Below are 25,519 nucleotides of genomic sequence, written 5' to 3'. Positions count from 1 at the left end.
GTCTGGCCGTTGATCGTGGCGACCACGGCGTTCGGATCGACAGGTGCTGCCGGCTGGGTGGGGGCTGGTTGGGCGGGGGCGGTGTCCTGCGCCATCAGTGGCGACAGCGACAGGGCCGACAGCCCGAATGCCAGGCCGAGGCTGGCGAGCGACGCGCGGCGGAACGATAAGGACATACGATTAACTCCAATGGGGGATAGCTAGAGCGGGATGGCTTCAAGACCAGCCAGATTGTGGCGGAATTTGGCGCGGTCGACAGGGCGAGCGCGGCGTTGACATCGATTGAGCCCCCTCTTATCTGTCCAACGACTTTGCGTCCAGAACCGTTTTCCGGGCGCTACTTGCGTGTGTCCGCGTTTCACGTGGATTTGATGGGGCCGGCCGGCACCCGTCGCAACGACTTGGAATGCTATCGAAAGGACCATTGAATGGTCAGTTTTGGCGGTCTCGCCCGTAAGGTTTTCGGCTCCTCCAACGATCGTCGGGTCAAATCGACCCGGCCGCGCGTCGAGGCGATCAACGCCATGGAAAACGAGATGCGGGCGCTCTCCGACGCCGAGCTGACGGCCCGCACGGAAAAATTCCGCCAGGACGTCGCCAACGGCGCCTCCCTCGATGATCTGCTGGTGCCGGCCTTCGCCACCGTGCGCGAGGCGGCGCGCCGCGTGCTCGGCATGCGCCCGTTCGACGTGCAGCTGATCGGCGGCATGGTGCTGCACAATGGCGGCATCGCCGAGATGCGCACCGGCGAGGGCAAGACGCTCGTCGCCACACTGCCCGTCTATCTCAACGCGCTCGCCGGCAAAGGCGTCCATGTCGTCACCGTCAACGACTATCTGGCCACGCGCGACTCCGAATGGATGGGCCGCGTCTACAAATTCCTCGGCCTTACCGTCGGTGTCATCGTCCATGGCCTGTCCGACGAGGAACGCAGCGCCGCCTACGCCGCCGACGTCACCTACGCCACAAACAACGAGCTCGGCTTCGACTATCTGCGCGACAACATGAAATTCGAGCGCGCCCAGATGGTGCAGCGCGGCCACAGCTACGCGATCGTCGACGAGGTCGATTCGATCCTGGTCGACGAGGCGCGCACGCCGCTGATCATTTCCGGTCCGCTCGAGGACCGCTCGGAAATGTACAACACCATCGATGCCTTCATGCTGAAGCTCGAGCCGGCCGACTATGAGATCGACGAAAAGCAGAAGACCTCGATCTTCACCGAGGAGGGCACCGAGAAGCTCGAAAACCTTTTGCGCGACGCCGACCTGCTCAAGGGCGAGTCGCTCTACGACGTCGAGAACGTCGCCATCGTCCACCACGTCAACAATGCGCTGAAGGCGCACCAGCTGTTCCAGAAGGACAAGGACTATATCGTGCGCAACGGCGAAATCGTCATCATCGACGAATTCACCGGCCGCATGATGCCGGGCCGCCGTTATTCGGAAGGCCTGCACCAGGCACTCGAAGCCAAGGAGCATGTGGCGATCCAGCCGGAGAACCAGACGCTCGCCTCCGTCACCTTCCAGAACTATTTCCGCCTCTACAAGAAGCTCGCCGGCATGACCGGAACGGCGCTGACCGAGGCCGAGGAATTCGGCAACATCTACAATCTCGACGTCACCGAGATCCCGACCAATCTGCCGGTCATCCGTATTGACGAGGACGACGAGGTCTACCGGACCGTCGAAGAGAAGTACAAGGCGATCGTCAAGGAGATCAGGGAGGCGAGCGCCAAGGGCCAGCCGACGCTGGTCGGCACGACCTCGATCGAGAAATCCGAGCAGCTGGCCGAGCGTCTGCGCAAGGACGGCTTCAAGGGTTTCGAGGTGCTGAACGCCCGCCACCACGAGCGTGAGGCGGCGATCGTCGCCCAGGCGGGAAAACCCGGCGCCATCACCATTGCCACCAACATGGCCGGCCGCGGCACCGACATCCAGCTCGGCGGCAATGCCGACATGCGCATCGCCGAGGAACTGACCGACATGCCGGCCGGTCCCGAGCGCGAGGCCAAGGAAAAGGAAATCCGCGAGGACGTGCAGCGGCTGAAGGAAAAGGCGCTGGCCGCCGGCGGCCTCTACGTGCTCGCCACCGAACGCCATGAATCGCGTCGCATCGACAACCAGTTGCGCGGCCGCTCAGGTCGCCAGGGTGATCCCGGGCGCTCAAAATTCTTCCTGTCGCTGCAGGACGATCTGATGCGCATCTTCGGCTCCGAGCGCATGGACGGCATGCTGCAGAAGCTCGGCCTCAAGGAAGACGAGGCGATCATCCACCCCTGGATCAACAAGGCGCTGGAAAAGGCGCAGAAGAAGGTCGAGGCCCGCAACTTCGACATCCGCAAGAACCTGCTGAAATATGACGATGTCTCGAACGACCAGCGCAAGGTGGTGTTCGAGCAGCGTATCGAACTGATGGACGGCGAAGGCCTCCCCGAAATGATCGCCGAGATGCGCGAGGGTGTCATCGACGAGATCGTCGCCAAGGCTATTCCCGAAAACGCCTATGCCGAGCAGTGGAACGTCGCCGGCCTCAAAGCCGAGGTCGCCGAATTTCTCAATCTCGACCTGCCCATCGAGGATTGGGTCAAGGAAGAGGGTATTGCCGAGGACGACATCCGCGAACGCATTGCCCAGGCCGCCGAGAATGCCGCCAGGGAGCGCGCCGAGCGTTTCGGCCCCGACGTGATGACCTATGTCGAGCGTTCCGTGGTGCTGCAGACGCTCGACCATCTGTGGCGCGAGCACATCGTCAACCTCGACCATCTGCGCTCGGTCGTCGGCTTCCGCGGCTATGCCCAGCGCGACCCGCTGCAGGAATACAAGGGCGAGGCGTTCGAGCTGTTCCAGGCAATGCTGGGCAATCTGCGCCAGGCCGTCACCGCGCAGTTGATGCGCGTCGAGCTGGTCCGCCAGGCCGCCGAAGCGCCGCCGCCCGAGGCGCCCGACATGTTCGGCAGCCATATCGACGGCACCACCGGCGAAGACGATTTCAACGGCGGCGAGACGGGGCTTCTGGTTCGGCAGGAGACCAACACCATCGTCGCCCCCGAAAACCGCGACCCGAACAACCCCGCCACCTGGGGCAAGGTCGGCCGCAACGAGGCCTGCCCGTGTGGGTCGGGGAAAAAGTACAAGCACTGCCACGGGGCGTTTGCGTAAGCACCCACTTCCCTTCTCCCCGTTCACGGGGAGAAGGTGCCCAAAGGGCGGATGAGGGGCGGCGCGGACGTTCGCGAGTAGCCAATCTCCCCACCTGAGGGGGGAGATATCAGGCGGCCAGAGGGGGGCGCTGTCCCGCCGACATCAGACTACAAATTTTTTTATCTCGACCGTCAGGTTCTTTGGCGACTCCTGGCGCCGAAGGAAGCCCACCCAACCGTTTCTTAATGTGTTCTCGCTACACCGAGCCCCTGAAAAGAGGCGGAAAACGGAGAGTAGTGGGTGCGCTTTTCCGCGGCGACGACAGCCGGGCGGTTCCTGCCGCAGCGCCTTGCGCTGCGCGTAAAGCCGTTGCTTGGCCGTATCGACGCCGTGCTGTTCACCGCCGACGAGCGCGGCGAAGCCGGCCGCATGTCGCTGATCGCCTTCTCCATCCGCATCGTCAGCGCCGTCATTGCCTTCGTCAGCCAGGTGCTGATGGCGCGCTGGATGGGCTCGTTCGAATACGGCATCTTCGTCCTCGTCTGGGTGACGACGGTCATCGTCGGCAATCTCGCCTGCCTCGGCTTTCACACCTCGGTCATCCGCTTCATTCCCGAATATCGCGAGCGCAACATGCTGGCCGAGCTGCGCGGCATCGTGCTAACCAGCCGCCTGTTCGTGCTGGTTGCTTCGACCGCGATCGCCGGCCTCGGCGCGCTCGGCGTCTGGCTGCTCTCGCCCTTTATCGAAAACTACTATGTCGTGCCGTTCATTCTCGGCCTCATCTGCATGCCGATGATCGCCATGTCCGACCTGCTGCAGGGGCTGGCGCGGGCCAACTCATGGGCGCTGTTTGCGCTGGCGCCGACTTATCTGGTGCGGCCGGTGCTGATCCTGGCGCTCATGGCGCTGATGCTTTTACTGGGCTTTGCGCCCGACGCCAGGACCGCGATCTTCGCCTCGATCGCCGCCGCCTATGCCACCACGCTCGGTCAGCTCATCGGCGTCACGGCGCGCATGGACAGGAATATCCCGGCCGGGCCGAGGAAGGTGCATTTCGCGCAGTGGTTCCTCGTGTCGCTGCCGATCTTCCTGGTCGAAGGCTTTTTCTTCCTGCTCACCAATGCCGACGTGCTGATGGTCGGCGCCTATATGAGCCCCAACGACGTTGCCGTCTATTTCGCCACGGTCAAGACGCTGGCGCTGGTGCATTTCGTCTATTTCGCGGTCAAGGCCGGCGTCGCCCAACGCTATGCGCAATTCACCCATGGTGAGCCGGAAAAGCTCGCCGCCTTCGCCCGCGAAACGGTGTCTTGGACCTTCTGGCCGTCGCTGTTCATGGCGCTGATGGTGCTGGTGCTTGGCGAGCCTATGCTGAGCTTGTTCGGGCCTGAATTCAGCGCCGGCTATCCGCTGCTGTTCCTGCTGGTCTTCGGCGTCGTCGCCCGCGCCGCCGTCGGCCCTTGCGAAAGCCTGCTCACCATGAGCGGCAACCAGAACATCTGCGCCGCCGTCTACGCCATGACGTTGGCCTTCAACATCGGCCTCAATTTGGTGCTGATCCCGCTTTTCGGCTTGTGGGGCGCGGCGATGGCCACCGCCTTTGCGATGATCTTCGAGGCCGGCGCGCTGTCCTTCACGGTCTGGCGCAAGCTCGGCATCGTCATGGCCATTTTCGTAGCCGCCGAAGGAGCCGCGTGATGGCCGCTGTCCCGTTGCTCGAGGAAACCAGCGGCGGCCCGGCCGGCGCCATGGTGTCCGGCCTCGCAGGGCTCGCCCGCGAAGCCGATCCCGCCCATATCGAACTCTTGGCCAACGACCGGCCCGAGCGCAAACTGGCCATTTACCCGGCCTCCGCCGGCTTCGATCTGGTCGAGGAGCTCGACTATCTCTGCACCCGCACGATCGAGCCCAACGTCTTCTTCAATCCGCGCTTCCTGGCGCCTGCCATGCCGAGGCTGGAAGACCGGGAGGTGCGGCTGGCGGTCATCCGCGACGGCGACGAATACCGCAACCGGCTGCGCTTGCTGGTGCCGTTCTCGGTGGAGCGGCCGGCGGTGCCGCTCGGCGTGCGGGTCATGCGCACATGGTCGAGCCCGTTCGGCCCGATCGGCACGCCGCTGGTCGACCGTGACGACCCCGTCGGCGTCGTCGAGGATTTCTTCTCGATGCTGTCGCGGCCGCACCTCAAACTGCCGAAAGTCTTTGTCCTGCCCGACATCCGTCTCGACGGCCCGGTGGCCAGCCTGCTGGCCACGGTCGCCGAGACGCGTGGCCTGACGCTGGTCACCACCGGCAAGGCCGAACGCCCGATGCTCGAAAGCGAGCTCGACGGCGATGAATATCTGAAGGCCTCGCTGCGCTCGCACCACTATCGCGAGTTCCGCCGCCTGAAGCGCCGCCTTGCCGATCTGGGCCGGTTGGAGCATCTCGTGGCGCGCGGAGCCGATGAGATCCGCCATGCCATCGAACGTTTCTTGACGCTCGAGGCTGCCGGCTGGAAAGGCCGCGAGCGTACCGCCATGGCCATCGACCGCTACCGCGCCGCCTTTGCCCGCGAAGCCGTGCACCGGCTGGCCGAACAGGATCTGTGCCGCATCCATTCGCTGACGCTCGACGGCCGCACCATCGCTTGCCTGGTCGTCTTCGTCGAGGCCGGCGTCGCCTACACCTGGAAGACGGCCTATGACGAGACGCTCGCCGCCTATTCGCCGGGCACGCTCTTGATGATCGAGGTGACCAGTCAGCATCTCGACGATCCCAACATCATGATGAGCGATTCCTGCGCGGTGCCCGACCATCCGGTGATGAGCCGGCTATGGATGGAGCGCCGGCCGATCGGCACGTTGGTCATCGGCCTGACGCCGGACGCCGACCGCCTCGCCCGCCAGGCGGCGTCGCAGCTTCACCTCTACCGCGAAACCCGCAACATGGCGCGCATCCTGCGCAACCGGATGAAGAGCCTGTTGGGACGGCGGTGATCCTGCTAGGGCCTAGTTCCTCGACACAGTGATTTTGACAGGTCGGGCCAATCAGCAGCGAACGTCGGCCGCCAACGACCTGTCCGCAGTCCCTTTGAGGCTCCGTCAAAGAGCCAAATCACTGTGCTGAGGGCCTAGGTCATGAGGGTTAATTCTCCCAACCAGCGGAAAGGATTAGCATCGGCGATAATCTCGGCCGCGCAACCAGCATTATTGCCGCCTCGGTCTGCCGGCCAACAAAAAACTGGGAGGAATGCATGACGAAAACAACTCACTTCAGGCGTCGCAGTGTTCTCGCTTTGATCGGCCTTGTCGGCGGCTGTCTGACCGCGGCCGCAGCTCAGGCCGCCGAGCCTGACAAGGCCGAGATCGATGCCCTGAAAGAATCGCTAACCAAGTACGAAGACTACAAGGCCGCCATCCGCGACCTCTATCTGTCGACGGTCGGATGCGTTTATTACAGCGGCGAAAAAGTGGCTGGGGCTATGGATTACCCGAAGGGCGCGATGGGCATTCATTTCGTCAACGTCGCGAGCGTCAGCCCGACACCAGATCCGACGCGCCCCAATGTCCTTATCTATGAGCCGGTCGACGGCGGCTTGCGCCTGGTGGCCGTGGAATGGCTTGCACCGCTGACGCCTGACACCAAGGAGCCGCCGACACTCTTTGGACAGACATTCCAGGGGCCGATGGAGGGGCACTATCCGCTAATTCCGAAGGAATTCTACCACTACGATCTTCATGCCTGGCTGTTCAAGGACAACCCGCTCGGAATGTTCAGCCCGACGAACCCCGACGTGAAATGCGAAAATTATGCGTTTCCGATGCCGGAGCAGCCGACCAAGATGGTGCCGGGGCCGATGTGATAGCGACCCGAGCTACGCGGTCCGATGGTGTCGGGAAGGCCCGCGCCTCGATGGTGGTTATCCCAGCAGCGCCGAACCGAGCTTTCAAGGTGCCTCGGGTGGGAAATGGTGCCCCTAGCCGGGATCGAACCAGCACTCCTTGCGGAACTCGATTTTGAGTCGAGCGCGTCTACCAATTCCGCCATAGGGGCTCAGGCCGGGCGGCCTGGATGGGCGCGGACTATACGGTCGGAGGCCTGTTCGTCAACTGGCCAATTCCCGACATCCCGGCCTTCGCTCAACCCCAGCCTTCGATTTCGTGAAGCTGCGGCCATTGTGCGGCGCGAAAAATCTTTCTAGACAGGCAGCGCACGTCATAGGGGTACCAATGCTTCGCGGACTTTACGACTGGACCTTGTCGCTGGCGGCAAAGAAATCCGCCGAATGGTGGCTGGCCTTCATCGCTTTCGTCGAAAGCTCGGTGTTCCTGGTGCCGGCCGACGTGCTTTACCTGCCGATGGCGCTGTCGCGACCGGACCGCGCCTATCGCTACGCGCTGATCGCCACCCTGGCATCCGTTCTGGGCGGTATCGCCGGCTGGTATATCGGCCACTATGCCTATGACGCGGTGGCGAAGCCGATCCTCGAATTCTACGGCAAGTATGACGACTTCGAGGCGCTGCGCGTCTCGTCGGGAGTCGGCTTCATCATCCTGATGCTGATCACCTCCGGCCTCGCCCATCTGCCGCCGATCAAGGTGGTGACGATCCTGTCCGGCGTGATCGGCGTCAATCTCCTGCTGTTCATCGTGCTGGCGATCGTGGCGCGCGGCGCCCGCTTCCTGTTCCTGGCCTGGCTGCTGCGCCGCTATGGCGAACCGATCCGCGAATTCATCGAAAAGCGCCTCGGCTTGATTGCGGGCGCCGCCGCCGCTGCCCTGATTTCGCTCTATATCGTCGTCAAATACGCCATGTGACGCAAGGATGTTCAAGTTGAACATCCTTTGCTCTGAGAGAACGGACGATAGATCGATGACAGCGACCGTGAATGCCGACATTGGACGCCAACGCATGCGGACGGCGTTGTTCCTCGCCGTCGCCATGGCCGCCACCGTCGGCTCGGCGCTGGCCTTCCAGTATCTGGGTGGCTACATCCCGTGCAAGCTCTGCCTGGAACAACGCACCCCCTACTATATCGGCGTGCCGCTGATGCTGCTGGCGGTGCTGTCGTCGGCGCTGCGCTGGCCGGCCTGGCTGACACGCGGCCTGCTGGCCGTCGGCGGCCTGCTGATGGTCTACGGCGTCTATCTCGGCGTCTATCACTCCGGCGTCGAATGGGCGTGGTGGGCGGGGCCGACCGATTGTGCCGCGGCTGCCGGACCGGTCGACACCGGCGGCAAGGGCGTGCTCGACGCGCTCGACAAATTCGTGCCGCCCTCCTGCGACAAGGCGGCCGTGCGCATCCTCGGCCTGTCGCTGGCCGGCTGGAACGCAATCGCCAGCCTTGTCCTGGCGGTCATCGCCTTCCGCGGCGCACTCGCCCGAGATTAATCTAGCGCGGCGCGAGATCATCCAAGAATTCGGCAGGCTGAGTCGTATGAAGTGATTTTCGAGAACCGGAGCGGAGCGTACTAAAGTACGTGAGCACCGGAAGCGCAGAAAATCGCTTCAGACGGCCAGCCTCCCGAATTATCGGATGATCTCAAGGTTCCAGTTCGACATCCCAGTATAGATAATCCATCCAGCTTTCATGCAGGTGGTTGGGCGGGAACAGGCGGCCATTGTTGTGCAGATCATGCACCGTCGGCTGAAAGGGCTTCTGCAGCGGCCACATCTTGGCGTGCGCAGGCATCATGCCGCCCTTCCTTAGATTGCAGGGCGAGCAGGCGGCGACGACATTCTCCCATGTCGTCGCGCCGCCGCGATGGCGGGGAATGACATGGTCGAAGGTCAGATCCTCCGGCGTGCCGCAATATTGGCACTGGAAACGGTCGCGCAGGAAGACGTTGAAGCGGGTGAAGGCCGGATGCCGCGATGGCTTCACATAGGCCTTCAGGCTGACGACGCTCGGCAGCTTCATCGAGAAGGTCGGCGACGACACGGCATGCTCGTATTCGGCGACGATATTCACCCGCTCGAGGAACACCGCCTTGATGGCATCCTGCCACGACCAGAGCGACAGGGGGTAATAGCTGAGCGGACGGTAATCCGCGTTCAGCACCAGCGCTGGAAGCCCATCCGGAGATACGGCAACCGTCACGTCATTGACCTCCTTGGCTCTACAACCGGTCGGCGCGGATACTGTAAGCCCGACATGACAGGGATGTGAAGCGGCTTGTCGATCAAACGAAGTGCCAAAAATGGATGATTTTCATGCTTTTTTGCGGATTTAGGCAGGGGGTGCGGCGTCCCTGCCCTTCAATTCGCGATAATACGCCCAAAAAAGCCGCGATGCGACACCTCGCCACGGGCTCCATGATTCGGCGAGCTGGATCAGTGTTTTCTCCGGCGGACGCGGGTCGATGCCGAGCGCGTGACCGACCGCGCTCTGCAGGGCAACGTCGCCTGCCGGGAAGACATCGGGGTGGCCGGCGGCGAACAAAAGATAGACTTCGGCCGTCCACGTGCCGATGCCCGACACCTTGGTCATGGCCGTGATCGCCTCCGCGGCATCGAGTAAGCAGAGATGATCGAGGTCGAGGCCATCGACCACCGCTTGAGCGACGGCGATCAGGCCGCGCTGCTTCGGCCGCGACAGTCCGGCCTCGCGAAAAATGGCTTCGTCGGCGGCAAGGACGGCTTGCGGCGTCAATGGGTCGACGAGTTTTGTCAGCCGCCCGAAGATGGCGTCGGCGCTGGCGCGGGAAACCTGCTGCGAGACGATAATCGAGGCAAGGCTTCTAAATCCCGGCTCGGAGAGCCGAAGCGGCACCTCGCCGGCAATGCCGCGCACCTTTGTAAGCCGCGGGTCGAGCAGGCAGAGCGCGTCGAGCCCTTGCGAGATGTCGTCGAGCGTGGCGATGCGTTGCATGCTTGCTTGTTCCCAGCGCAAAATGGCAATTCGTAATCAGGCTCAAAGTAGCAACTGGCGAAAGCGCCGCACAACCCGATTGCCGCCCAAGGATGACACTCCTGACATTCCGCTTCGCGCCAAGCCCGAATGGCGAACTGCATCTCGGCCATGCCTATTCGGCGCTGCTCAATCAGAAATTGGCGAGGGCAAGGGGCGGACGCCTGTTGCTGCGCATCGAGGACATCGACACGACGCGCTGCACGCCGGAATTCGAGGCCGGCATTTTTCGCGATCTGAAATGGCTCGGGCTTGGCTGGGAAGAACCGGTGCGCCGTCAGTCTGAGCATTTCGCGGACTATCAGGCGGTGCTCGACCGGCTGATTCGCGAAGAACTCGTCTACCCGGCCTTCATGAGCCGTGGTGATATCAGAGCCTTCATTGCCGCCAGCGAAAAGCGCGGCCGCGACTGGCCGCGGGACCCGGACGGCGTGCCGCTCTATCCCGCCATCGACAAGGCATTGCCGATCAGGGAACGCAAGCGACGGATTGCCGAGAATGCGCCTTTTGCCTGGCGGCTGGACATCGGCGCTGCGATGGAACGCGTCGGCAAGAACCTGGCATGGCTGGAATTTTCGGACGAGAGGCTTTCCGCAACGCGCGCGGTAGACGCCCGGCCGAAGGACTGGGGCGACGTGATCGTGGCGCGCCGTGAAATCCCGACCAGCTATCATCTCGCCGTCGTCGTCGACGACGCACTGCAAGGCATCAGCCACGTGGTGCGCGGCCAGGACCTCTATTCCGCCACCGGTGTGCAGCGCCTGCTCCAGGAGATCCTTGGCCTGCCGCAACCAAGCTACTTCCACCATCGTCTCGTCCTCGGCCCGGACGGACGAAAGCTGTCGAAGAGTTTTGCGGACACCGGTCTCGCCGCGTTGCGCGAGGCCGGCGCATCACCGGACGATGTCAGAAAATTGGTCGAGCTCTGACCCACGAAGGGACATGCGGATCGCCACGCATTCAATTCGCGTGACGTATGGATCAACCGTTTGGTTTTGCTTGCCAGGTTGAACCACTTTACAGCAGTCACGACAGTCAATCCTCACCGACCACACGGCAGCCTTCCGAAAATGCACAGCATCAAGCGGTTCATCCCCGCCACCTTTGTCGTCCTGTGGGCGACCGGCTTCATCGGTGCGCGATACGCCATGCCGTGGGCGGAACCCTTCACCTTCCTCGCCGCGCGCTTCGTTCTCGCGGCGATCCTGCTGGCCGTTCTGATGGTCGTGCTCGGATCGAAAAGAGCCACCCGCGCCGAGGCGCTGCACGCCACAGGCGCCGGCATCCTGATGCATGGCGTCTATCTCGGCGGCGTGTTCTGGGCCATTCACAGGGGCATGCCGGCCGGGCTTTCGGCCCTGATCGTCGGGCTGCAGCCGCTGATCACGGCGGTACTCGCCGGCAGGTTTCTCGGCGAGGCCATCCTGCCGCGCCATTGGGCGGGTCTCGGCATCGGCCTTGCCGGTGTGGTCATCGTGCTTTGGCCGAAGCTCGGAACGCTCGGCGGCGGCGTGACGACCGAAACGCTTGCCGCCTCGCTTGTCTCGGTGCTTGGCATGAGCGCCGGCACGATCTGGCAGAAGCGCTTCGCCTCCGGCGGCGATCTCGTGGCGGCCACCAAATGGCAATATGTCGGTGGTGCCTCGGTCATGGCCTTGGCCTCGCTCGCCTTCGAGACCCGAACCGTCACCGTCAATGGCGAGCTGATCTTTGCCATGACATGGCTGGTGCTTGTCCTGTCGATCGGCGCCATCTTCCTCTTGATGGTGATGATCCGCGACGGCGAGATGTCGAAAGTCGCTTCGCTGTTCTATCTGGTCCCGGCCGTCACCGCGGTCATCGCCTGGATATTGTTCGGCGAACAGTTGAACCTGGTTCAGATCGTCGGCATGGCGATCGCGACGCTCGGCGTCGGACTGGCAACCGGTCAGCCGGCCAAGGCATGATCCCGAACCGAAGGTAGCGTAGCAAAAAGCGGTTTTCGAAGAGATGCGGTAGTGGGTCAGTTTGAAATTACGACACCATGGCAGGTGACCCACTCAGGCCTCGTGCGCTGGCGGGTTGACCGCTGAGACGTATCTCTCCTCGATCCAGATCGAATGCATGTAGGCTGGTTCTCCAAAGACCTCGCCGACCTCCAACTCCAGCAAGTGTGTCCCCGAATTATTCGTGACGCTGACAACCTCAAATTTTCGCCCGACGCATCCGAGGAAAAGTTCTTTGGTGCGCATCTCGTCGCCCGGAAGATCATCCTTAAGGTCCTCAGGCACACCAATGACGGTCACTATGGCACCGGCCGAAATCATTAAGACGCCTCCAACGCTGCTTAGCGCGCGCTCACTTTGTAGTGCCCGCGCACCATCGGTTTCTCGGTTTCCTTCGCTTCGTTCAGCGCCACGATATCGCCAATCTCCCAAAGCTTGCCACTCACGCCAGCGGCCATCGCTGGGGGCATGCGCAGTGAAGCATGAATGCGGACGAAGTTGTAGTACATGAAGTGCAGCGCCACGGCATTGGCGTGAGCCTCCACCTTCTTGGAAAGCCGTTTGTAAGGCGGGTGAAGCGGCGCATATGCATCCGCATCGTAAGGTTCTGGCGCTCGGCAAATGACATGCTGACATGCTTGATGTCCGGGTTGCCGTCGATCCGTTCTTTCCGCGCGCCAGTGCATTCGGCGGGGCTATAGCGACCCTTGGCGCTGTCCGGCGAAGCGCCATAGAGCTTGATCAGCATGGCGGAATTTCAAACTGACCCACTACCGATCATGCTCACTAAGAATCAGCCAACGCGGGCGCGTGCCTCCAGATAGCGGCTGATCGCGGCGTTGAGCTCACCGCCGAGGATGAAGATCGCCGAGACGATGTAGAGGAACACGACCGCGATCATGATCGAGGCAAGGCCGGCATAGGTCGTCACATAGGACGAGAAACGGTCGAGATAGGCGGCGAAGATGGTCGACCCGATGAGCCAGGCAATCAGCGTGAAGATGATGCCCGGTATGATCGAGACGAAGCGGCGCTTGCCCGCAGGCAGCCAGTAATGCACCGCGAACAGCCCACCGACGATAACAACGGAGGCGATGATGTAACGCCACAGCGTGATCGTGCCCATATAGGGTTTTATCCATTCGAAATTGCTCTCGGCCAGCCGCGCCAGCAAGGGAGCGAAAACCACGAGCACGCTGATCACCAGAAAACCCGCCGTGGCGATCAGAACGAAGACGATGCTCTGCACCCGGCGATAGATGATGCCGCGCGTTTCTGAGACGCGGTAGGCGCGGTTGAGCGAGGTGCGCAGCGCCTCGATGCCGTTCGAGGCGAAGAAGGCGGCGAGCAGCACGCCATAGGTCAACAGGTCGGTGCGCCGCACGGTAAGCACATTGAGCACTTCGCGCGCGATCGGCTTGGCGATCTGCTCTGGCCAGGTGTCGAAGACGAGATGCACGGCCGTGTCGGCAAAAGCCTGTGCGCCGAAAAAGCTGGCGAGTGTCGTGGCAAAAATCAGAAAAGGGAAAAGCGCCATCAGCGCCGTGATCGCCAGATGACTGGCCATCGCCCAGCCATCGTCCGCGTTGAAATGGCCGAGCGCGTCATAGAGCACGCGTTTGAGGGCTACGATCTTCCGCAACAAGAACCGCGTTCCCTTCGATTGTCTCGACGCCGCGAATATGGGAAGGGATTGCGGCAAATGGCAAGCCTAGGTCAAACCACACTTCCTCCTGGAGAAGCGTTGCGCACCATCATCGTCACCGGTGCTTCTTCCGGGATAGGTGCCTATTGCGCCCGGGCGCTGAAGGCGGAAGGCTGGCGGGTGTTCGCGACGGCGCGCCAGCCAGAGGATATCGCTGCCCTCGAAGCCGATGGCATCGAGGCCTTCTATCTGGACTACCGCGAACCTGTATCGATCGAGACGCTGGTGGCGTCGGTGCTGGAGCGGACGGGCGGACGGCTCGATGCCCTGTTCAACAACGGCGCCTACGCACAGCCCGGCGCCGTCGAGGACCTGCCGGTCGCAGCACTCAGGGAGCAATTCGAGGCGAATGTCTTCGGCTGGCATGACCTCACCCGCCGTGTCGTGCCGGTGATGCGCCGCCAGGGCCGTGGCCGTCTCGTCCATTGCTCCTCGATCCTCGGCCTGGCGCCGCTGCACTTTCGCGGCGCCTATTCGGCATCCAAGCACGCGATCGAAGGGTTGATGCTGTGCATGCGTCAGGAGCTCGAGGGCAGCGGCGTCCATGTCTCGTTGATCGAGCCGGGGCCGGTGACATCGAAGATCGCCAGCAACGGCCTTGTGTGGTTTCTCAGGAATATCGACCATGAGAATTCCGTGCACCGCATCGCCTACGAGGCGCAGCTGCAACGGCTGCGGGCCGGCGGTGGCACATCACGGCTGAAGCCCGGGCCGGAGGTGGTTCATGCGGCCTTGCGCCATGCGCTTCTGTCGCGGCGCCCGCGACCGCATTATGTGGTAACGGTGCCGGCCAGGATCGGCGTGATCCTCAAACGCATTCTGCCGGCAGCGATGCTCTATCGCCTGCTTGCCAAACGCGCCTGAACGCAATCGACTGGAAACACACTATGGCAACCGTCTTCAACATCCTCGCTGTCCTCGTCATGGTCGCCGTGGTGATCGTGCTGATCCGCGGCCTCATCAACATGATGCGCGGCGGCTCCAGCATGACCTCCAACAAGCTGATGCAGACGCGCGTCTTGCTGCAGTTCGTGGCATTGGTGCTGATCATGCTGGCCGTCTGGTTCACCCGCAAATAAAGGCGACCTGCGATTTCGGGAGGCAGAGCGTGGTCAAGCTCAACAAGATCTACACGCGTACCGGCGACGACGGCACCACCGGCCTCGGCACCGGCGAACGGCGCCTGAAATCCGATCTGCGTGTCGATGCCTATGGTACGGTCGACGAGGCCAATGCCTGCATCGGCATGGCCCGCATCCACACAGCGGCAACACATCCGGCGATCGACGCTATGCTCGGCCGCATCCAGAACGACCTTTTCGACCTCGGCGCCGATCTGGCGGTGCCGGACGACGGCAAGCCGCTCGACTATGAGCCGCTGCGCATCACCGCTGTGCAGACCGATCGTGTCGAAAATGACATCGACCTGCTCAACAAGGATCTGCAGCCGCTCAAATCCTTCGTGCTCAATGGCGGCACGCCGGCGGCGGCTGCCCTTCACCTCGCCCGCACGGTGGCCCGGCGGGCCGAGCGCATCATGGTGGCGTTGACGCAGGACCCAGGCGAGCATGTCAACCGCGAGGCGATAAGATACATCAACCGCGTATCGGACTTTCTGTTCGTCGCCGCGCGCGCGGTCAATGACAATGGAAACGCCGACGTGCTATGGGTTCCCGGCAAGAACCGCTGAATCCACCGAGGCGGGAGGGGGTCCGATGTTTATCCCGCTCTACGACACCAACAAGTTGCGGCACATCAAGCTGCAATATGTCACGATCGGCCTGATCGCGCTCAACACGCTCATCTACTTCGCCACCGCGCTTGGCGGCGAGCAGTTCTCCAACGCCGCTGTGCTGGGCCTCGGCTTCATCCCGTCGGTCGTCCACGACAGCGTGGAGCTCGCTCCGCAGTTTGTCGTCATCCCCGAGAGCCTGAGCTACGTCACCTATTCCTTCCTGCACGCCGATATTTTTCACCTCGGCGGCAACATGCTGTTCCTCTGGGTGTTCGGCGACAATGTCGAAGACGCGCTCGGCCATGTCCGCTTTCTCGTCTTTTACCTACTGTGCGCCATCGCCGGCGCCTTCTTCCAGGGCCTGATCGCGTGGGATTCGCAGGTTCCGCTGATCGGCGCGTCAGGCGCCATCGCCGGCGTGGTCGCCGCCTATCTGATCCTCTACCCCAGGGTGAAGGTATGGGTGCTGGCCTTCGCCCGCATCCCGCTGCGCATCCCGGCCTTCATACCGCTCATCCTGTGGATCCTGTTCCAGATCGTGATGTTCGCCGCAGGTGGCGAGGATCAGGTTTCCTGGGCCTGCCACGTCGGCGGCATCATCGCCGGGGCCGTGCTGGTGCTCATCTTGCGCAACCGCGCCGTACCACTGCTTGCCGGTGCGGACGAAGAGGCAGTGGTGGTCGCCGGCCAGGTGCCTGTTGCCGCAGAGCCGGCGCCAGGCGACCCGTTGCCGGCGCAGCCGGCGCCGCGCTGGGGACGGGGAAGCGCCTCCAGTCCGGACTGAACCGATTTGAGTGCGTCGCGGATGATTTGGGCGCCCCCCGGATATTGACGTGCGGGGTCGCCGCAACTACGGAAGCTTTCCCACACTAGGCGGTCGGAGACTAGAATTCCGCCCGGAATGTCGGCTTTCGACAACTCTGAAGGGGCGCACGCTGCTATAGCGCGCTCAATTTATCTTGGAAGAGGTTGCTATCGTGAAAGAGGTGACAGGCAAATGAAGATCCTTGTGCCCGTGAAGCGGGTTGTGGATGCGAATGTGAAGGTTCGCGTGAAGTCGGACGGTTCGGCGGTGGAACTTGCCAACGTCAAGATGGCGATGAACCCGTTCGACGAGATCGCGGTCGAAGAGGCGATCCGGCTGAAGGAAGCCGGCAAGGCGGAAGAGATCATCGTCGTCTCGATCGGGCCGCAGCAGGCGCAGGAGACCTTGCGCACCGCGCTCGCCATGGGCGCCGACCGTGCCATTCTGGTCAAGACCGACGAGCAGACCGAGCCGCTGGGTGTCGCCAAGGTGCTGAAGGGCGTGGTCGAGGCGGAACAGCCCGGTCTCGTCATTCTAGGCAAGCAGGCGATCGACGACGATTCCAACCAGACCGGCCAGATGCTGGCCGCACTTCTCGGCTGGGCGCAAGGCACTTTTGCTTCCAAGGTCGTGCTCGACGGTGACAAGGCGATGGTCACGCGCGAGGTCGATGGCGGCCTGCAGACGGTGGAGCTGAAGATGCCGGCGATCGTCACCGCGGATCTTCGCCTCAACCAGCCGCGCTATGCCTCGCTGCCCAACATCATGAAGGCCAAGAAGAAGCCGCTCGACGAAAAGAGCCCGGCCGACTACGGCGCCGACGTCAAGCCGCGGCTGAAGGTGATCAAGACCGAGGAGCCGGGCGGCCGCAAGGCGGGTGTCAAGGTCAAGAGCGTCGCCGAACTGGTCGACAAGCTCAAGAACGAAGCCGGCGTGTTATAAGGCTGGAAGGGACAAAAAAGATGACAATTCTTCTGATTGCCGAACACGACAACGCAACGCTTTCCGACCAGACCGCCAAAGCGCTGTCGGCGGCACTGCAGATCGGCTCGGACGTGCATGTGCTGGTCGCCGGCAAGGGCGCGAAGCCCGCAGCGGACGCAGCTGCCAAGCTCAAGGGCGTGAGCAAGGTGCTGGCTGCTGAAGCCGACGAGCTCACCGAGCGTCTCGCCGAGCCGCTGGCCGCACTCATCGTATCGCTGGCAGGCTCCTATGACACGATCATCGCGCCGGCGACCTCGTCGGGCAAGAATGTCGCGCCACGCGTGGCAGCCCTGCTCGATGTCGCGCAGGTGTCCGAGATCATCGAAGTGGTGTCATCAGACACCTTCAAGCGGCCGATCTATGCCGGCAACGCCATCCAGACTGTGCAGTCGAGCGACGCCAAAAAGGTGATTACTGTGCGCACCGCCTCTTTCCAGGCGGCGCCCGAGGGCGGTTCCGCTCCGGTCGAGACGGTTCAGGCGGCGGCCAATCCCGGCCTGTCGAGCTTCGTCGAGAACAAGCTTTCCGAGACCGATCGTCCGGAGCTGACTTCGGCCAGGATCATCATCTCGGGCGGTCGCGCGCTGGGCTCCTCGGAGAAATTCCAGGAGGTCATCCTGCCGGTCGCCGACAAGCTCGGCGCCGCCGTCGGCGCCTCTCGTGCCGCTGTCGACGCCGGCTACGCGCCGAACGATTGGCAGGTCGGCCAGACCGGCAAGGTGGTGGCCCCCGATCTCTACATCGCCGTCGGCATCTCCGGCGCCATCCAACATCTTGCCGGCATGAAGGATTCGAAGGTCATCGTCGCCATCAACAAGGACGAGGAGGCGCCGATCTTCCAGGTCGCCGACTACGGCCTCGTCGGCGACCTTTTCGTCATTCTGCCCGAACTGCAAAAGGCGCTTTGACGCTATCTGCCAAAGCGTATTAAATTGTGAGAGGCGGGGTAGACGAAGCTGCCCCGCCCTTTTAGTTTGCACCGCACAAAAAGCAGGCCGCAAAGGCCTTTTGACGGGATCGGTGTAATGAGCAAGATCGAGACGATCGGCATCATCGGCGCGGGCCAGATGGGCGGCGGCATCGCCCATGTGTCCGCGCTTTCTGGCTACAAGGTGCTGGTCTACGATATCTCGCCCGACCGTATCGAAAAGGGCATCGCTACGATCAGCGGCAACATGGCCCGCCAGGTCGGCTCCGGCAAACTCGAGGAAAAGCTGCGCAACGAGGCGATGGCGCGGATTTCGGCAGCGCCTACCATGGCCGACCTTGCGGGTGCCGATCTGGTGATCGAAGCGGCGACCGAGGACGAGACGGTCAAGCGCAAGATCTACGCCCAGCTTTGCCCGCAGCTCAATCCCGAAGCCATTCTGGCGACGAACACCTCGTCGATCTCGATCACACGTCTCGCCGCGCAGACCGACAGGCCGGAGCGTTTCATCGGCATTCATTTCATGAATCCGGTTCCACTGATGAAGCTGGTCGAACTGGTGCGCGGCATCGCCACCGACGACCAGACCTTCGAAACGGCAAAGGCCTATGTGAACCATCTCGACAAGACGATCACCGTCTCGGAGGATTTTCCGGCCTTCATCGTCAACCGCATCCTGCTGCCGATGATCAACGAGGCAATCTACACGCTCTATGAGGGGGTCGGCTCGGTCGACGCGATCGACACCGCCATGAGGCTCGGCGCCAATCATCCGATGGGGCCGCTGCAGCTTGCCGATTTCATCGGCCTCGACACCTGCCTGTCGATCATGCAGGTGCTGCATGACGGCCTGTCGGATTCGAAATACCGCCCCTGCCCACTGCTGGTGAAATATGTCGAGGCCGGCTGGCTCGGCCGCAAGACCGGGCGCGGCTTCTACGACTACCGCGGCGAGCATCCCGTTCCGACGCGCTAAAGCATTTTTGGAGCCAAGCGGAGTCACTTGGCGTCGCGGAAATTTGGCTAAGCGACGTGCGTCCATTTGGGCGCACGACGCTGAATTCTCGAATACGAGTATCCGAGCGTCGTGCTTTCCAAAGATCGAATCCGATTTCCGGGGCCGATGCGTCTACCGTAAATTGTTCCGCTCGCGGGCCGCCGCTACCAGCGTACGAAAAGCCGCCCGCCGAGCGCGCCAAGCGCGGCGAGGATGGCAATCGCCATCGTGTACCAGGTGGCGACGAAAAGCGGCGAATCGTCGAAGCAGTGTGCGGCATAGAAAGTTGCCGCCAGCCCACCGGCGAGCAGGCCCGCCACCGTTCCGGCAAGCACCGGCCGCGTCGGCGCGCCATAGCGCAGCACCGCTATGAAGACGGCAAGCGGACCGATGCCGATCAGCGGAATGAAGGTCAGGCAGATGACCATGTTGCTGCCGACCAGCCGGGTGCCCCACTCGGCCGCAGGCACGGAAAGGAGTTCCAGAACCACCGCAATGACCACCAGCAGCGGTGCGGCAATCATCCAGGCCGCCGCCCTGCTTGTCGATGCACCGGGCGTCGACAGGGCGCGGATCAAGGCGAAGGCGCTGACGGCCAGAGCAGCCGTGAAGACGAACTTGGCGAGGAAGCGCATTGTGTGCATGGCGGTCGCGATGTCGGCACGCGGGCCGATCGTCAGCCAGAAAACCACCGCCGCAATCACCGCCGCCCCGCCGGCGGCCAGCCACCAGGCCGTGCCAAGCGGCATCGCCGTGCTGCGGGCATCGGCGTCGAGCGCCTTGATGAGATCGTCGGTCCTCATGTCATTCCCGCCCGAATTGTTTGGCCCCGAACCGCTTGGCAATGGCGGCAAGCCCGCGATGCAGCGACACGCGCACCGCCGTCTCGCTGATGCCGTACTTCGCTGCCGTCTCACGGATGGAACGGCCTTCGACCGACACCGACGAGACCACGGAACGCTGCGCCGGCGGCAGGCCGTCCAGTGCCCGATCGATGTCGCGCTCGCTGACCGTCTCGGCCTCCGGCTCGGCGAAGGTCTCGGCGATCTCGTCGATCTCGATCTCGATGCGCCGCCCGCGCCGCCGAAAGGCATCGATCAGCTTGAAGCGCGCAATGGCGTAGACCCAGGGCAGCACAGCCAAATCCTGGCGCCAGGTATGCCGTTTCACATGAATGGCCAGCAAGGTTTCCTGCACGACATCCTCGGGATCGACCCCGCCCTGCACGATCTTGCGCCTGATAAAGCCGCGAACGAGAGCAGCCGTCCGGCGCAGAAAGTCGGCGTAAGCCTTTTCATCCCCCGCGATCGCGGCCCGCATCAGCCGGGAAAGCTCGGCCTCGTCCTTGCCGGTCACAAGAGTTCACTCCCCGATATTCGCGCCTCGGCGTTGATCTGTTACGTGGCCGGCGAAATAATGTCCAAGCCAAACTATGGGAATATCACGAAGATTTGCAGACGGCTCAGTGCCTAGAGCCGAGCACCGCGTCCCGGACAAACCTCAAACCTTTTCGGACGACCAACTTCCTACGCCTTTTCCGATACTCGCGCCGCAGCGCCGCAAGAACGTCGAAATGCGTTCTATCGAGTTCCGCCGTCGATGACGGGTCGCGCGCATGCGGCAGTGCCAAAAGAGCATCGGCATGCATGTTGGCGTAGGGCATTGAATCGTATTTGTCGAAAGGTGTCGGCGGATAACTCAGGACGGTGGGGTTGGTGTTGATCTCGAAGACCTGAATGCGGCCATCGACGATCGTGTAGTCGATCCGGCCATATGTGATCGAGGCCTTTTCGAAAATCGCCATCAGATCCGGCGCGTGGGGATTGTCCCTTACATAGTCCAGGTGCTGTTTTCTTGTAGCTTGCAGCATGCCCCTTCCGGGATCCTTGATGAACCATTCTTCGTTGGCAAAACAATGCTGTGCGTAGGTCCTGTCGCCGACGCGATAGGCAGCGTATTTTCGGTACAGGCCATCGGAGCCGGCCTTAGATCCGAATTCGACCACCATTGGTCGGACGAACTTCATGTCAGGCAGGGCGGCGAGAGCATCGTCCAGCTCGCGACGCGCTTGCAATAGCCGTGGCGCCTTGTAAGCCGCGCCTGTCTCGTCGCGTAGAAAAACGGGATAGCGTATATCGTCGGGCAGAGCATCTGGCCGGTGGACCTGGAAAGTGTTGATGCGGTCCGCAAATAGTTTGCGCAGCAGTTCGAAACGCTGAAAACTCTCGCGCGGATGATTGAGCTGCACGACGTGAGGTTGTTGCAGTTCCATCTTGCGGCCGAACTCCGAGGCCGCATCGATTTCAACCTCGCTCAGTCGGTCCATATCGGACCAGATTACCGTTCCCGCAGAAAGCGTCCCTAGAAGAGTTGCCTGTTCATATGGAACCAGGCGAAAAAAGTTCTGCATATCTTTTCGATAATAGAGGAGAAAGCTCGCCTGGGTGTAGGTGTGCAAACGATGGCAAACATAAAAAATCATGGGGAAAATCAGCCGTTGCGGGGTCGCGCATGCACGACTAGCAAATAGAGACTATGCATTCTATACGGCATTGGCGGGGTGCCCTTCATGATAACGAAAAACATCAGATTTCATACCATCGACAAAGAAGACGTGCCGCGGATGGCCGAGATGGAGAATGCCGCATGGGGCCCGCTTGGCGCCGGAGCGGACACTATCGGTCGCCGACTATCCCTGGGGCATACGATGATCGCGGCCTCTGTCGATAATCTCGTCGCGGGTGCAATCTGCTTCGTAGAGACCAATCAGGATCCGCACGATACCGCAAAATTTCCAAAGACCTTCTCCGCCTATTCTTCGATGGCCCGAAGTGAGCCTGCGCTTTCGCTCTATGTCTACAACCTCGGTGTGCGTCCGGAATTCAGAGGAACCGATATCGCGCGTCGTCTGCTTTCCGAATTGATCGAGCACGGGCGCCGGGTCGGTGCACGCTGGTTGGTGGGCGACGGACGCTGTCCGTCCTACGCAGGTGCGCAGCAGGACACCCCCGACAAGGTGCTTCCGGATCAGAAGTTTCGTGCGGCCATCGACGACTGGCACCGTACCGGCATGACGCCTCCGGTGAAATCCATAATCCGGGATCCGCTGCTGCGATTCTATCGACGGGTACTGAATTGCGAATTTCTGCATCTGGCGCCTGGATTTCTGCCGGAGGATGCAAGCTCCGGGGGCTATCGCGTTATCTTTGCCGTGGATGTCACCCAATGATATCAGCCGAGCTTTTCAACCCTTTCGCTCTTGGCAGCGATCGGTTTTCAGAATTCGCGCGGCGCAGGGCGACGGGGGGAGCGGCTTGGGGCGAAGCACCTTACCCCGAGGTGGGCCAAGCGTACTACGTGTTCAGCCATGCTCTGGTCTCGAAGGCGCTGAAACACCCGTCGCTTTTGCAAGCGCCGCCCGGCGCTTATCAGGCGACCCGGCAAAAGATCACCGCCAATTACGCGCTCGATCTGCTGACGAAATCCATGATGTTGTCGGATCCTCCACAACATCTACAACTTCGCCGCCCGCTCGCGGGATCGTTGACGCCGTCCCTCAGTGCCCGTCTCTTCGACAGCCTCTTGTCCACAGCATTGCATCTGACGCAAAAGGCCACGGAAAAACCAGACTTCGACGCAGTGCGTGATCTGGCCATCCCTTTGTCGTTCTCAACTCTGGAGAACATCCTCGGCATTGACATCGATAACCCGTGGTCGATGGGAGAGGATGCACAGTGCATGGCCAAAGCACTGGAGATGAGACTTGAAGGCGTGGACCCCGACGCCAATGATGCCTGCCGCCGGCTGGAACTCTGGGTGTCGTCCGCAATCGACAAGGGTGCGGTACGGCCAAACGGCATGGCCGCGCAGATGCTTGCAGAGGTCGAAGCAGGCCGCTGGCGGCGCGACGACGCCGTTGCCAATATCGTGTTTCTCCTTTTTGCCGGCCAAGCGACGGTTGTCGACACGTTCGGCAACGCGCTTGTTGCGCTTGAATGCTTCCCCGACCAGCGGAAACTGCTTGAAGACGGACGCGTAAGCTGGCTGTCCGCAGCGGAAGAACTGCTTCGCTATTGCGCTCCGGTTCACTATGCAGGAGCACGCATCGCTGCGAACGACTTCGATTTTGACGGTGTCGCCATCCGTGCCGGACAGGCTGTCGTCCCAGTGCTTGCCAGCGCCAATCGCGATGCGGCGGTTTTTCCGGCAGGCGACGAGCTGGATCTGAACGCCGCCACTCCCCCTACTCTTACCTTCGGCACTGGCTTGCATGTCTGTCTCGGACAGCATGTCGCCAGGCTGGAGATAGCCGTCCTGCTGGAGGCGCTGTTCACAAAGGCTGGAGGTTGGCGCCTTGACCTTCCCAGGGTTGTCAGACGGCCCTCGGTGCTGCTTTACGGCCTGCAAACCGCTCCCCTGGTTTTGCCTTTCGCGTAGAAAACGCCACGGAAACACGATCAGCCCTCGTGGCGACGCTTTGTTGCGGACAGGGCAGACACGTGCCTGCTCACACAAAATTGTCCGTCCGGCGCAGCTTTCGCGTTTCCACGCTTGATTAACGCAGCGGCCAATGTTGACTACACCGGTCAGGAATTGATAGGTGCAGCCTTGCTAAATCAAGACCATCGAGATCGAGAGGGATGACGCCCATGAAATATGCTCTTTCCGCCCTTGCCGGTGCCACAGCACTTGCAGTCAGCCTGATCGCCGGCCCAGCGATGGCCCAGGACGGCGGCATCGTCGTCTACAATGCCCAGCACGAGAGCCTGACCAATGCCTGGGTGGAAGGCTTCACCAAGGAAACCGGCATCAAGGTCACCGTTCGCCACGGCGGCGACAGCGATTTCTCCAACCAGATCGTCGCCGAAGGCGCAGCCTCGCCGGCCGACGTCTTCCTGACCGAAAACTCGCCCGCCATGGTGCTGGTCGAGTCCGCCGGGCTGTTCGCGCCGGTCGATGCCGACACGCAGGCGCAGGTTCCACAGGAATATCAGCCGGCCAGCGGCAAATGGGTGGGCGTCGCCGCGCGCAGCACCGTCTTTGTTTATGACAAGACCAAGTTGACCGCCGAGCAGTTGCCCAAGTCGCTGTTGGATCTCGCCGATCCGAGCTGGAAGGGACGCTGGGCCGCTTCGCCCTCCGGCGCCGATTTCCAGGCGATCGTCAGCGCGCTTTTGCAGCTCAAGGGTGAGGCCGCAACAGCCGATTGGCTGAAGGCGATGAAGGAGAACTTCACCGCCTACAAAGGCAACAGCACCGTGATGAAGGCGGTCAATGCCGGTGAGGTCGAAGGCGGCGTGATCTATCACTATTACTACTACGGCGACCAAGCCAAGACCGGCGAGAACAGCAAGAACATCGGGCTGCACTATTTCAAGAACCAGGATCCGGGCGCGTTCGTCTCGGTTTCCGGCGGTGGCGTGCTGGCCTCCAGCAAGCACCCGGAGGAGGCCCAGGCCTTCCTGAAGTGGGTGACCGGCAAGGGTGGCCAGGAAGTGCTGAAGACCGGCAATTCCTTCGAATACGCGGTCGGCAAGGGCGCGGCGTCCAATCCGGCGCTGGTGCCGCTGGCCGATCTGCAGGCGCCGAAGGTCGACGCAACGACGCTGAACTCCAAGAAGGTGACCGATCTGATGACGGCAGCCGGCTTGCTTTAGTCGGCATTCGTCCTAAAAGGGCAACCGACTGCGCTTCTGCGGGATTTCGCTTTCCGCAGGAGCGCTCTGTTTTTCGAGATGGCATTCGTCCATGACGACAGACTGCGTTTTTAGCCGCGTTTGCGGCCCTTCGATCGTTTCCGCCACCGGGCGGCAGCGGCGCGGCGCCTGAGCTGATGCAGTCTGCGGCCGATCTTGCACGTTCAGGCTTGCCGACCGGTACGGTGGCTGGGCAATGGACGCGCCGGCGCCCCGTATCCTGGATTTCGCTCGCCGCCATCCTGGTCTCACTTTTCTCCCTGCTGCCACTTGCCTTCATCATCTGGATTGCCGTGCAGACCGGCTGGGAAACCGTATCGGCGCTGATCTTCCGGCCGCGCGTCGGCGAGCTCCTGGTCAACACCTTGCTTTTGGTGGTGCTGGCCGTACCGATCTGCATCGTGCTCTCGGTTGCGCTGGCCTGGCTGACCGAACGCAGCGATCTTCCCGGTGCCCGCCTGTGGGCCTGGCTGTCGGTGGCGCCGCTCGCCATTCCCGCCTTCGTGCACAGCTATGCCTGGATCACTCTGGTGCCGGGACTGCATGGCCTGTGGGCCGGCGTTCTGGTTTCCGTCGTCGCCTATTTCCCGTTCCTCTATTTGCCGGTCGCGGCAGCTTTGCGCCGGCTCGATCCTGCCCTCGAAGA

At 62.2% G+C, this 25,519-nt stretch carries 25 protein-coding genes, 1 tRNA gene and 2 pseudogenes; 19 read left to right on the top strand and 9 right to left on the bottom strand.

Translation table 11 applies throughout. From position 1 onward, the window contains the following. Positions 1 to 428: 428 nt before the first annotated feature. From secA to E5W87_RS12410, 4 genes are all read left to right on the top strand, one after another. Positions 429 to 3,161 carry a preprotein translocase subunit SecA gene (gene secA / locus E5W87_RS12425; RefSeq protein WP_292397530.1) on the top strand — a complete coding sequence of 911 codons (2,733 nt, stop codon included), beginning with the start codon at positions 429 to 431 and terminating at the stop codon, positions 3,159 to 3,161. A 282-nt stretch (positions 3,162 to 3,443) separates the two neighbouring features. Then, complete coding sequence (locus tag E5W87_RS12420; RefSeq protein WP_292397527.1) at positions 3,444 to 4,844, top strand: lipopolysaccharide biosynthesis protein; 1,401 nt, start codon at positions 3,444 to 3,446, stop codon at positions 4,842 to 4,844. Then, positions 4,844 to 6,124, top strand: a complete 1,281-nt coding sequence (locus tag E5W87_RS12415) for a GNAT family N-acetyltransferase (RefSeq protein WP_292397524.1) — start codon at positions 4,844 to 4,846, stop codon at positions 6,122 to 6,124. Before E5W87_RS12420 ends, E5W87_RS12415 begins: the two co-directional genes overlap by 1 nt. A gap of 257 nt (positions 6,125 to 6,381) precedes the next feature. Next, entirely contained in the window at positions 6,382 to 6,990 is a 609-nt protein-coding gene (locus E5W87_RS12410) for a hypothetical protein (protein WP_292397521.1), read from the top strand. A gap of 106 nt (positions 6,991 to 7,096) precedes the next feature. Here E5W87_RS12410 and E5W87_RS12405 read toward each other — a convergent pair. Further along, positions 7,097 to 7,181 (bottom strand) — tRNA-Leu (locus E5W87_RS12405). A gap of 176 nt (positions 7,182 to 7,357) precedes the next feature. Between E5W87_RS12405 and E5W87_RS12400 the strand changes: the two genes are divergently transcribed. Both E5W87_RS12400 and E5W87_RS12395 read left to right on the top strand, forming a co-directional pair. Then, on the top strand, positions 7,358 to 7,945 hold the full coding sequence (locus tag E5W87_RS12400; protein WP_292397518.1) for a YqaA family protein: 588 nt from the start codon (positions 7,358 to 7,360) through the stop codon (positions 7,943 to 7,945). Between the two features lie 55 nt (positions 7,946 to 8,000). Next, positions 8,001 to 8,519, top strand: coding sequence for a disulfide bond formation protein B (locus E5W87_RS12395; RefSeq protein ID WP_292397517.1), 519 nt, complete (start codon positions 8,001 to 8,003; stop codon positions 8,517 to 8,519). A gap of 151 nt (positions 8,520 to 8,670) precedes the next feature. Here E5W87_RS12395 and E5W87_RS12390 read toward each other — a convergent pair whose 3' ends face one another. Continuing rightward, the gene (locus E5W87_RS12390) at positions 8,671 to 9,228 is read right to left on the bottom strand and encodes an HNH endonuclease (protein WP_095485996.1); all 558 of its coding nucleotides are present in this window, start codon (positions 9,226 to 9,228) and stop codon (positions 8,671 to 8,673) included. A 129-nt stretch (positions 9,229 to 9,357) separates the two neighbouring features. Beyond that, positions 9,358 to 9,999, bottom strand: coding sequence for a DNA-3-methyladenine glycosylase (locus E5W87_RS12385; protein ID WP_292397515.1), 642 nt, complete (start codon positions 9,997 to 9,999; stop codon positions 9,358 to 9,360). 92 nt (positions 10,000 to 10,091) lie between these two features. On the opposite strand from E5W87_RS12385, the gene gluQRS reads away from it, so the two are divergent. Together gluQRS and E5W87_RS12375 are read left to right on the top strand one after the other, a co-directional pair. After that, a complete protein-coding gene (gluQRS, locus tag E5W87_RS12380; RefSeq protein WP_292397513.1) occupies positions 10,092 to 10,967 on the top strand; it encodes a tRNA glutamyl-Q(34) synthetase GluQRS in 876 nt (291 codons plus the stop codon). 141 nt (positions 10,968 to 11,108) lie between these two features. Next, a complete protein-coding gene (locus E5W87_RS12375) occupies positions 11,109 to 11,984 on the top strand; it encodes a DMT family transporter (RefSeq protein WP_292397510.1) in 876 nt (291 codons plus the stop codon). A gap of 93 nt (positions 11,985 to 12,077) precedes the next feature. Here the strand turns inward: E5W87_RS12375 and E5W87_RS12370 are convergent, their stop codons facing one another. From E5W87_RS12370 to E5W87_RS12360, 3 genes and pseudogenes are all read right to left on the bottom strand, one after another. After that, a complete protein-coding gene (locus tag E5W87_RS12370; protein ID WP_292397507.1) occupies positions 12,078 to 12,344 on the bottom strand; it encodes a hypothetical protein in 267 nt (88 codons plus the stop codon). A 20-nt stretch (positions 12,345 to 12,364) separates the two neighbouring features. Continuing rightward, positions 12,365 to 12,780: pseudogene (locus E5W87_RS12365) on the bottom strand (IS1 family transposase); the annotation flags it as partial. Positions 12,781 to 12,816: 36 nt separating this feature from the next. Then, entirely contained in the window at positions 12,817 to 13,668 is an 852-nt protein-coding gene (locus E5W87_RS12360; RefSeq protein ID WP_292397504.1) for a YihY/virulence factor BrkB family protein, read from the bottom strand. Between the two features lie 57 nt (positions 13,669 to 13,725). Between E5W87_RS12360 and E5W87_RS12355 the strand changes: the two genes are divergently transcribed. The 7 genes from E5W87_RS12355 to E5W87_RS12325 all read left to right on the top strand — a co-directional run bounded on the left by E5W87_RS12355 (position 13,726) and on the right by E5W87_RS12325 (position 19,156). Beyond that, on the top strand, positions 13,726 to 14,592 hold the full coding sequence (locus tag E5W87_RS12355; RefSeq protein WP_292397501.1) for an SDR family oxidoreductase: 867 nt from the start codon (positions 13,726 to 13,728) through the stop codon (positions 14,590 to 14,592). A gap of 23 nt (positions 14,593 to 14,615) precedes the next feature. Beyond that, on the top strand, positions 14,616 to 14,807 hold the full coding sequence (locus tag E5W87_RS12350; RefSeq protein WP_126104766.1) for a twin transmembrane helix small protein: 192 nt from the start codon (positions 14,616 to 14,618) through the stop codon (positions 14,805 to 14,807). Positions 14,808 to 14,836: 29 nt separating this feature from the next. Further along, entirely contained in the window at positions 14,837 to 15,418 is a 582-nt protein-coding gene (locus E5W87_RS12345) for a cob(I)yrinic acid a,c-diamide adenosyltransferase (RefSeq protein ID WP_292397499.1), read from the top strand. Between the two features lie 25 nt (positions 15,419 to 15,443). Continuing rightward, positions 15,444 to 16,247 carry a rhomboid family intramembrane serine protease gene (locus E5W87_RS12340; protein WP_292397496.1) on the top strand — a complete coding sequence of 268 codons (804 nt, stop codon included), beginning with the start codon at positions 15,444 to 15,446 and terminating at the stop codon, positions 16,245 to 16,247. A gap of 213 nt (positions 16,248 to 16,460) precedes the next feature. After that, a complete protein-coding gene (locus tag E5W87_RS12335; protein WP_292397493.1) occupies positions 16,461 to 17,210 on the top strand; it encodes an electron transfer flavoprotein subunit beta/FixA family protein in 750 nt (249 codons plus the stop codon). Between the two features lie 20 nt (positions 17,211 to 17,230). Beyond that, positions 17,231 to 18,160, top strand: a complete 930-nt coding sequence (locus E5W87_RS12330; protein ID WP_292397490.1) for an electron transfer flavoprotein subunit alpha/FixB family protein — start codon at positions 17,231 to 17,233, stop codon at positions 18,158 to 18,160. A 117-nt stretch (positions 18,161 to 18,277) separates the two neighbouring features. Continuing rightward, the gene (locus E5W87_RS12325) at positions 18,278 to 19,156 is read left to right on the top strand and encodes a 3-hydroxybutyryl-CoA dehydrogenase (protein WP_292397487.1); all 879 of its coding nucleotides are present in this window, start codon (positions 18,278 to 18,280) and stop codon (positions 19,154 to 19,156) included. 185 nt (positions 19,157 to 19,341) lie between these two features. Here E5W87_RS12325 and E5W87_RS12320 read toward each other — a convergent pair whose 3' ends face one another. From E5W87_RS12320 to E5W87_RS12310, 3 genes are all read right to left on the bottom strand, one after another. Further along, positions 19,342 to 19,980, bottom strand: coding sequence for an NrsF family protein (locus E5W87_RS12320; protein WP_292397485.1), 639 nt, complete (start codon positions 19,978 to 19,980; stop codon positions 19,342 to 19,344). 1 nt (position 19,981) lies between these two features. Next, the gene (locus tag E5W87_RS12315) at positions 19,982 to 20,533 is read right to left on the bottom strand and encodes a sigma-70 family RNA polymerase sigma factor (RefSeq protein WP_292397482.1); all 552 of its coding nucleotides are present in this window, start codon (positions 20,531 to 20,533) and stop codon (positions 19,982 to 19,984) included. Positions 20,534 to 20,639: 106 nt separating this feature from the next. Beyond that, a complete protein-coding gene (locus tag E5W87_RS12310; RefSeq protein ID WP_292397479.1) occupies positions 20,640 to 21,659 on the bottom strand; it encodes a hypothetical protein in 1,020 nt (339 codons plus the stop codon). 87 nt (positions 21,660 to 21,746) lie between these two features. Between E5W87_RS12310 and E5W87_RS12305 the strand changes: the two genes are divergently transcribed. The 4 genes and pseudogenes from E5W87_RS12305 to E5W87_RS12290 all read left to right on the top strand — a co-directional run. After that, positions 21,747 to 22,406, top strand: coding sequence for a GNAT family N-acetyltransferase (locus E5W87_RS12305; protein WP_292397477.1), 660 nt, complete (start codon positions 21,747 to 21,749; stop codon positions 22,404 to 22,406). Further along, a complete protein-coding gene (locus E5W87_RS12300; RefSeq protein ID WP_292397474.1) occupies positions 22,403 to 23,614 on the top strand; it encodes a cytochrome P450 in 1,212 nt (403 codons plus the stop codon). Before E5W87_RS12305 ends, E5W87_RS12300 begins: the two co-directional genes overlap by 4 nt. Positions 23,615 to 23,826: 212 nt before the next feature. After that, positions 23,827 to 24,834 (top strand): iron ABC transporter substrate-binding protein, encoded by a 1,008-nt coding sequence (locus tag E5W87_RS12295; RefSeq protein ID WP_292397471.1) that lies wholly within the window; start codon positions 23,827 to 23,829, stop codon positions 24,832 to 24,834. Between the two features lie 176 nt (positions 24,835 to 25,010). Continuing rightward, positions 25,011 to 25,519 (top strand): annotated as a pseudogene (locus E5W87_RS12290) (iron ABC transporter permease); the annotation flags it as partial.

It is taken from the genome of Mesorhizobium sp., from assembly GCF_004962925.1.
Classification (GTDB): Bacteria; Pseudomonadota; Alphaproteobacteria; order Rhizobiales; family Rhizobiaceae; genus Mesorhizobium.
Note: the sequence above shows the minus strand (reverse complement) of the source record. Positions and strands in the feature narration are given on the sequence as shown.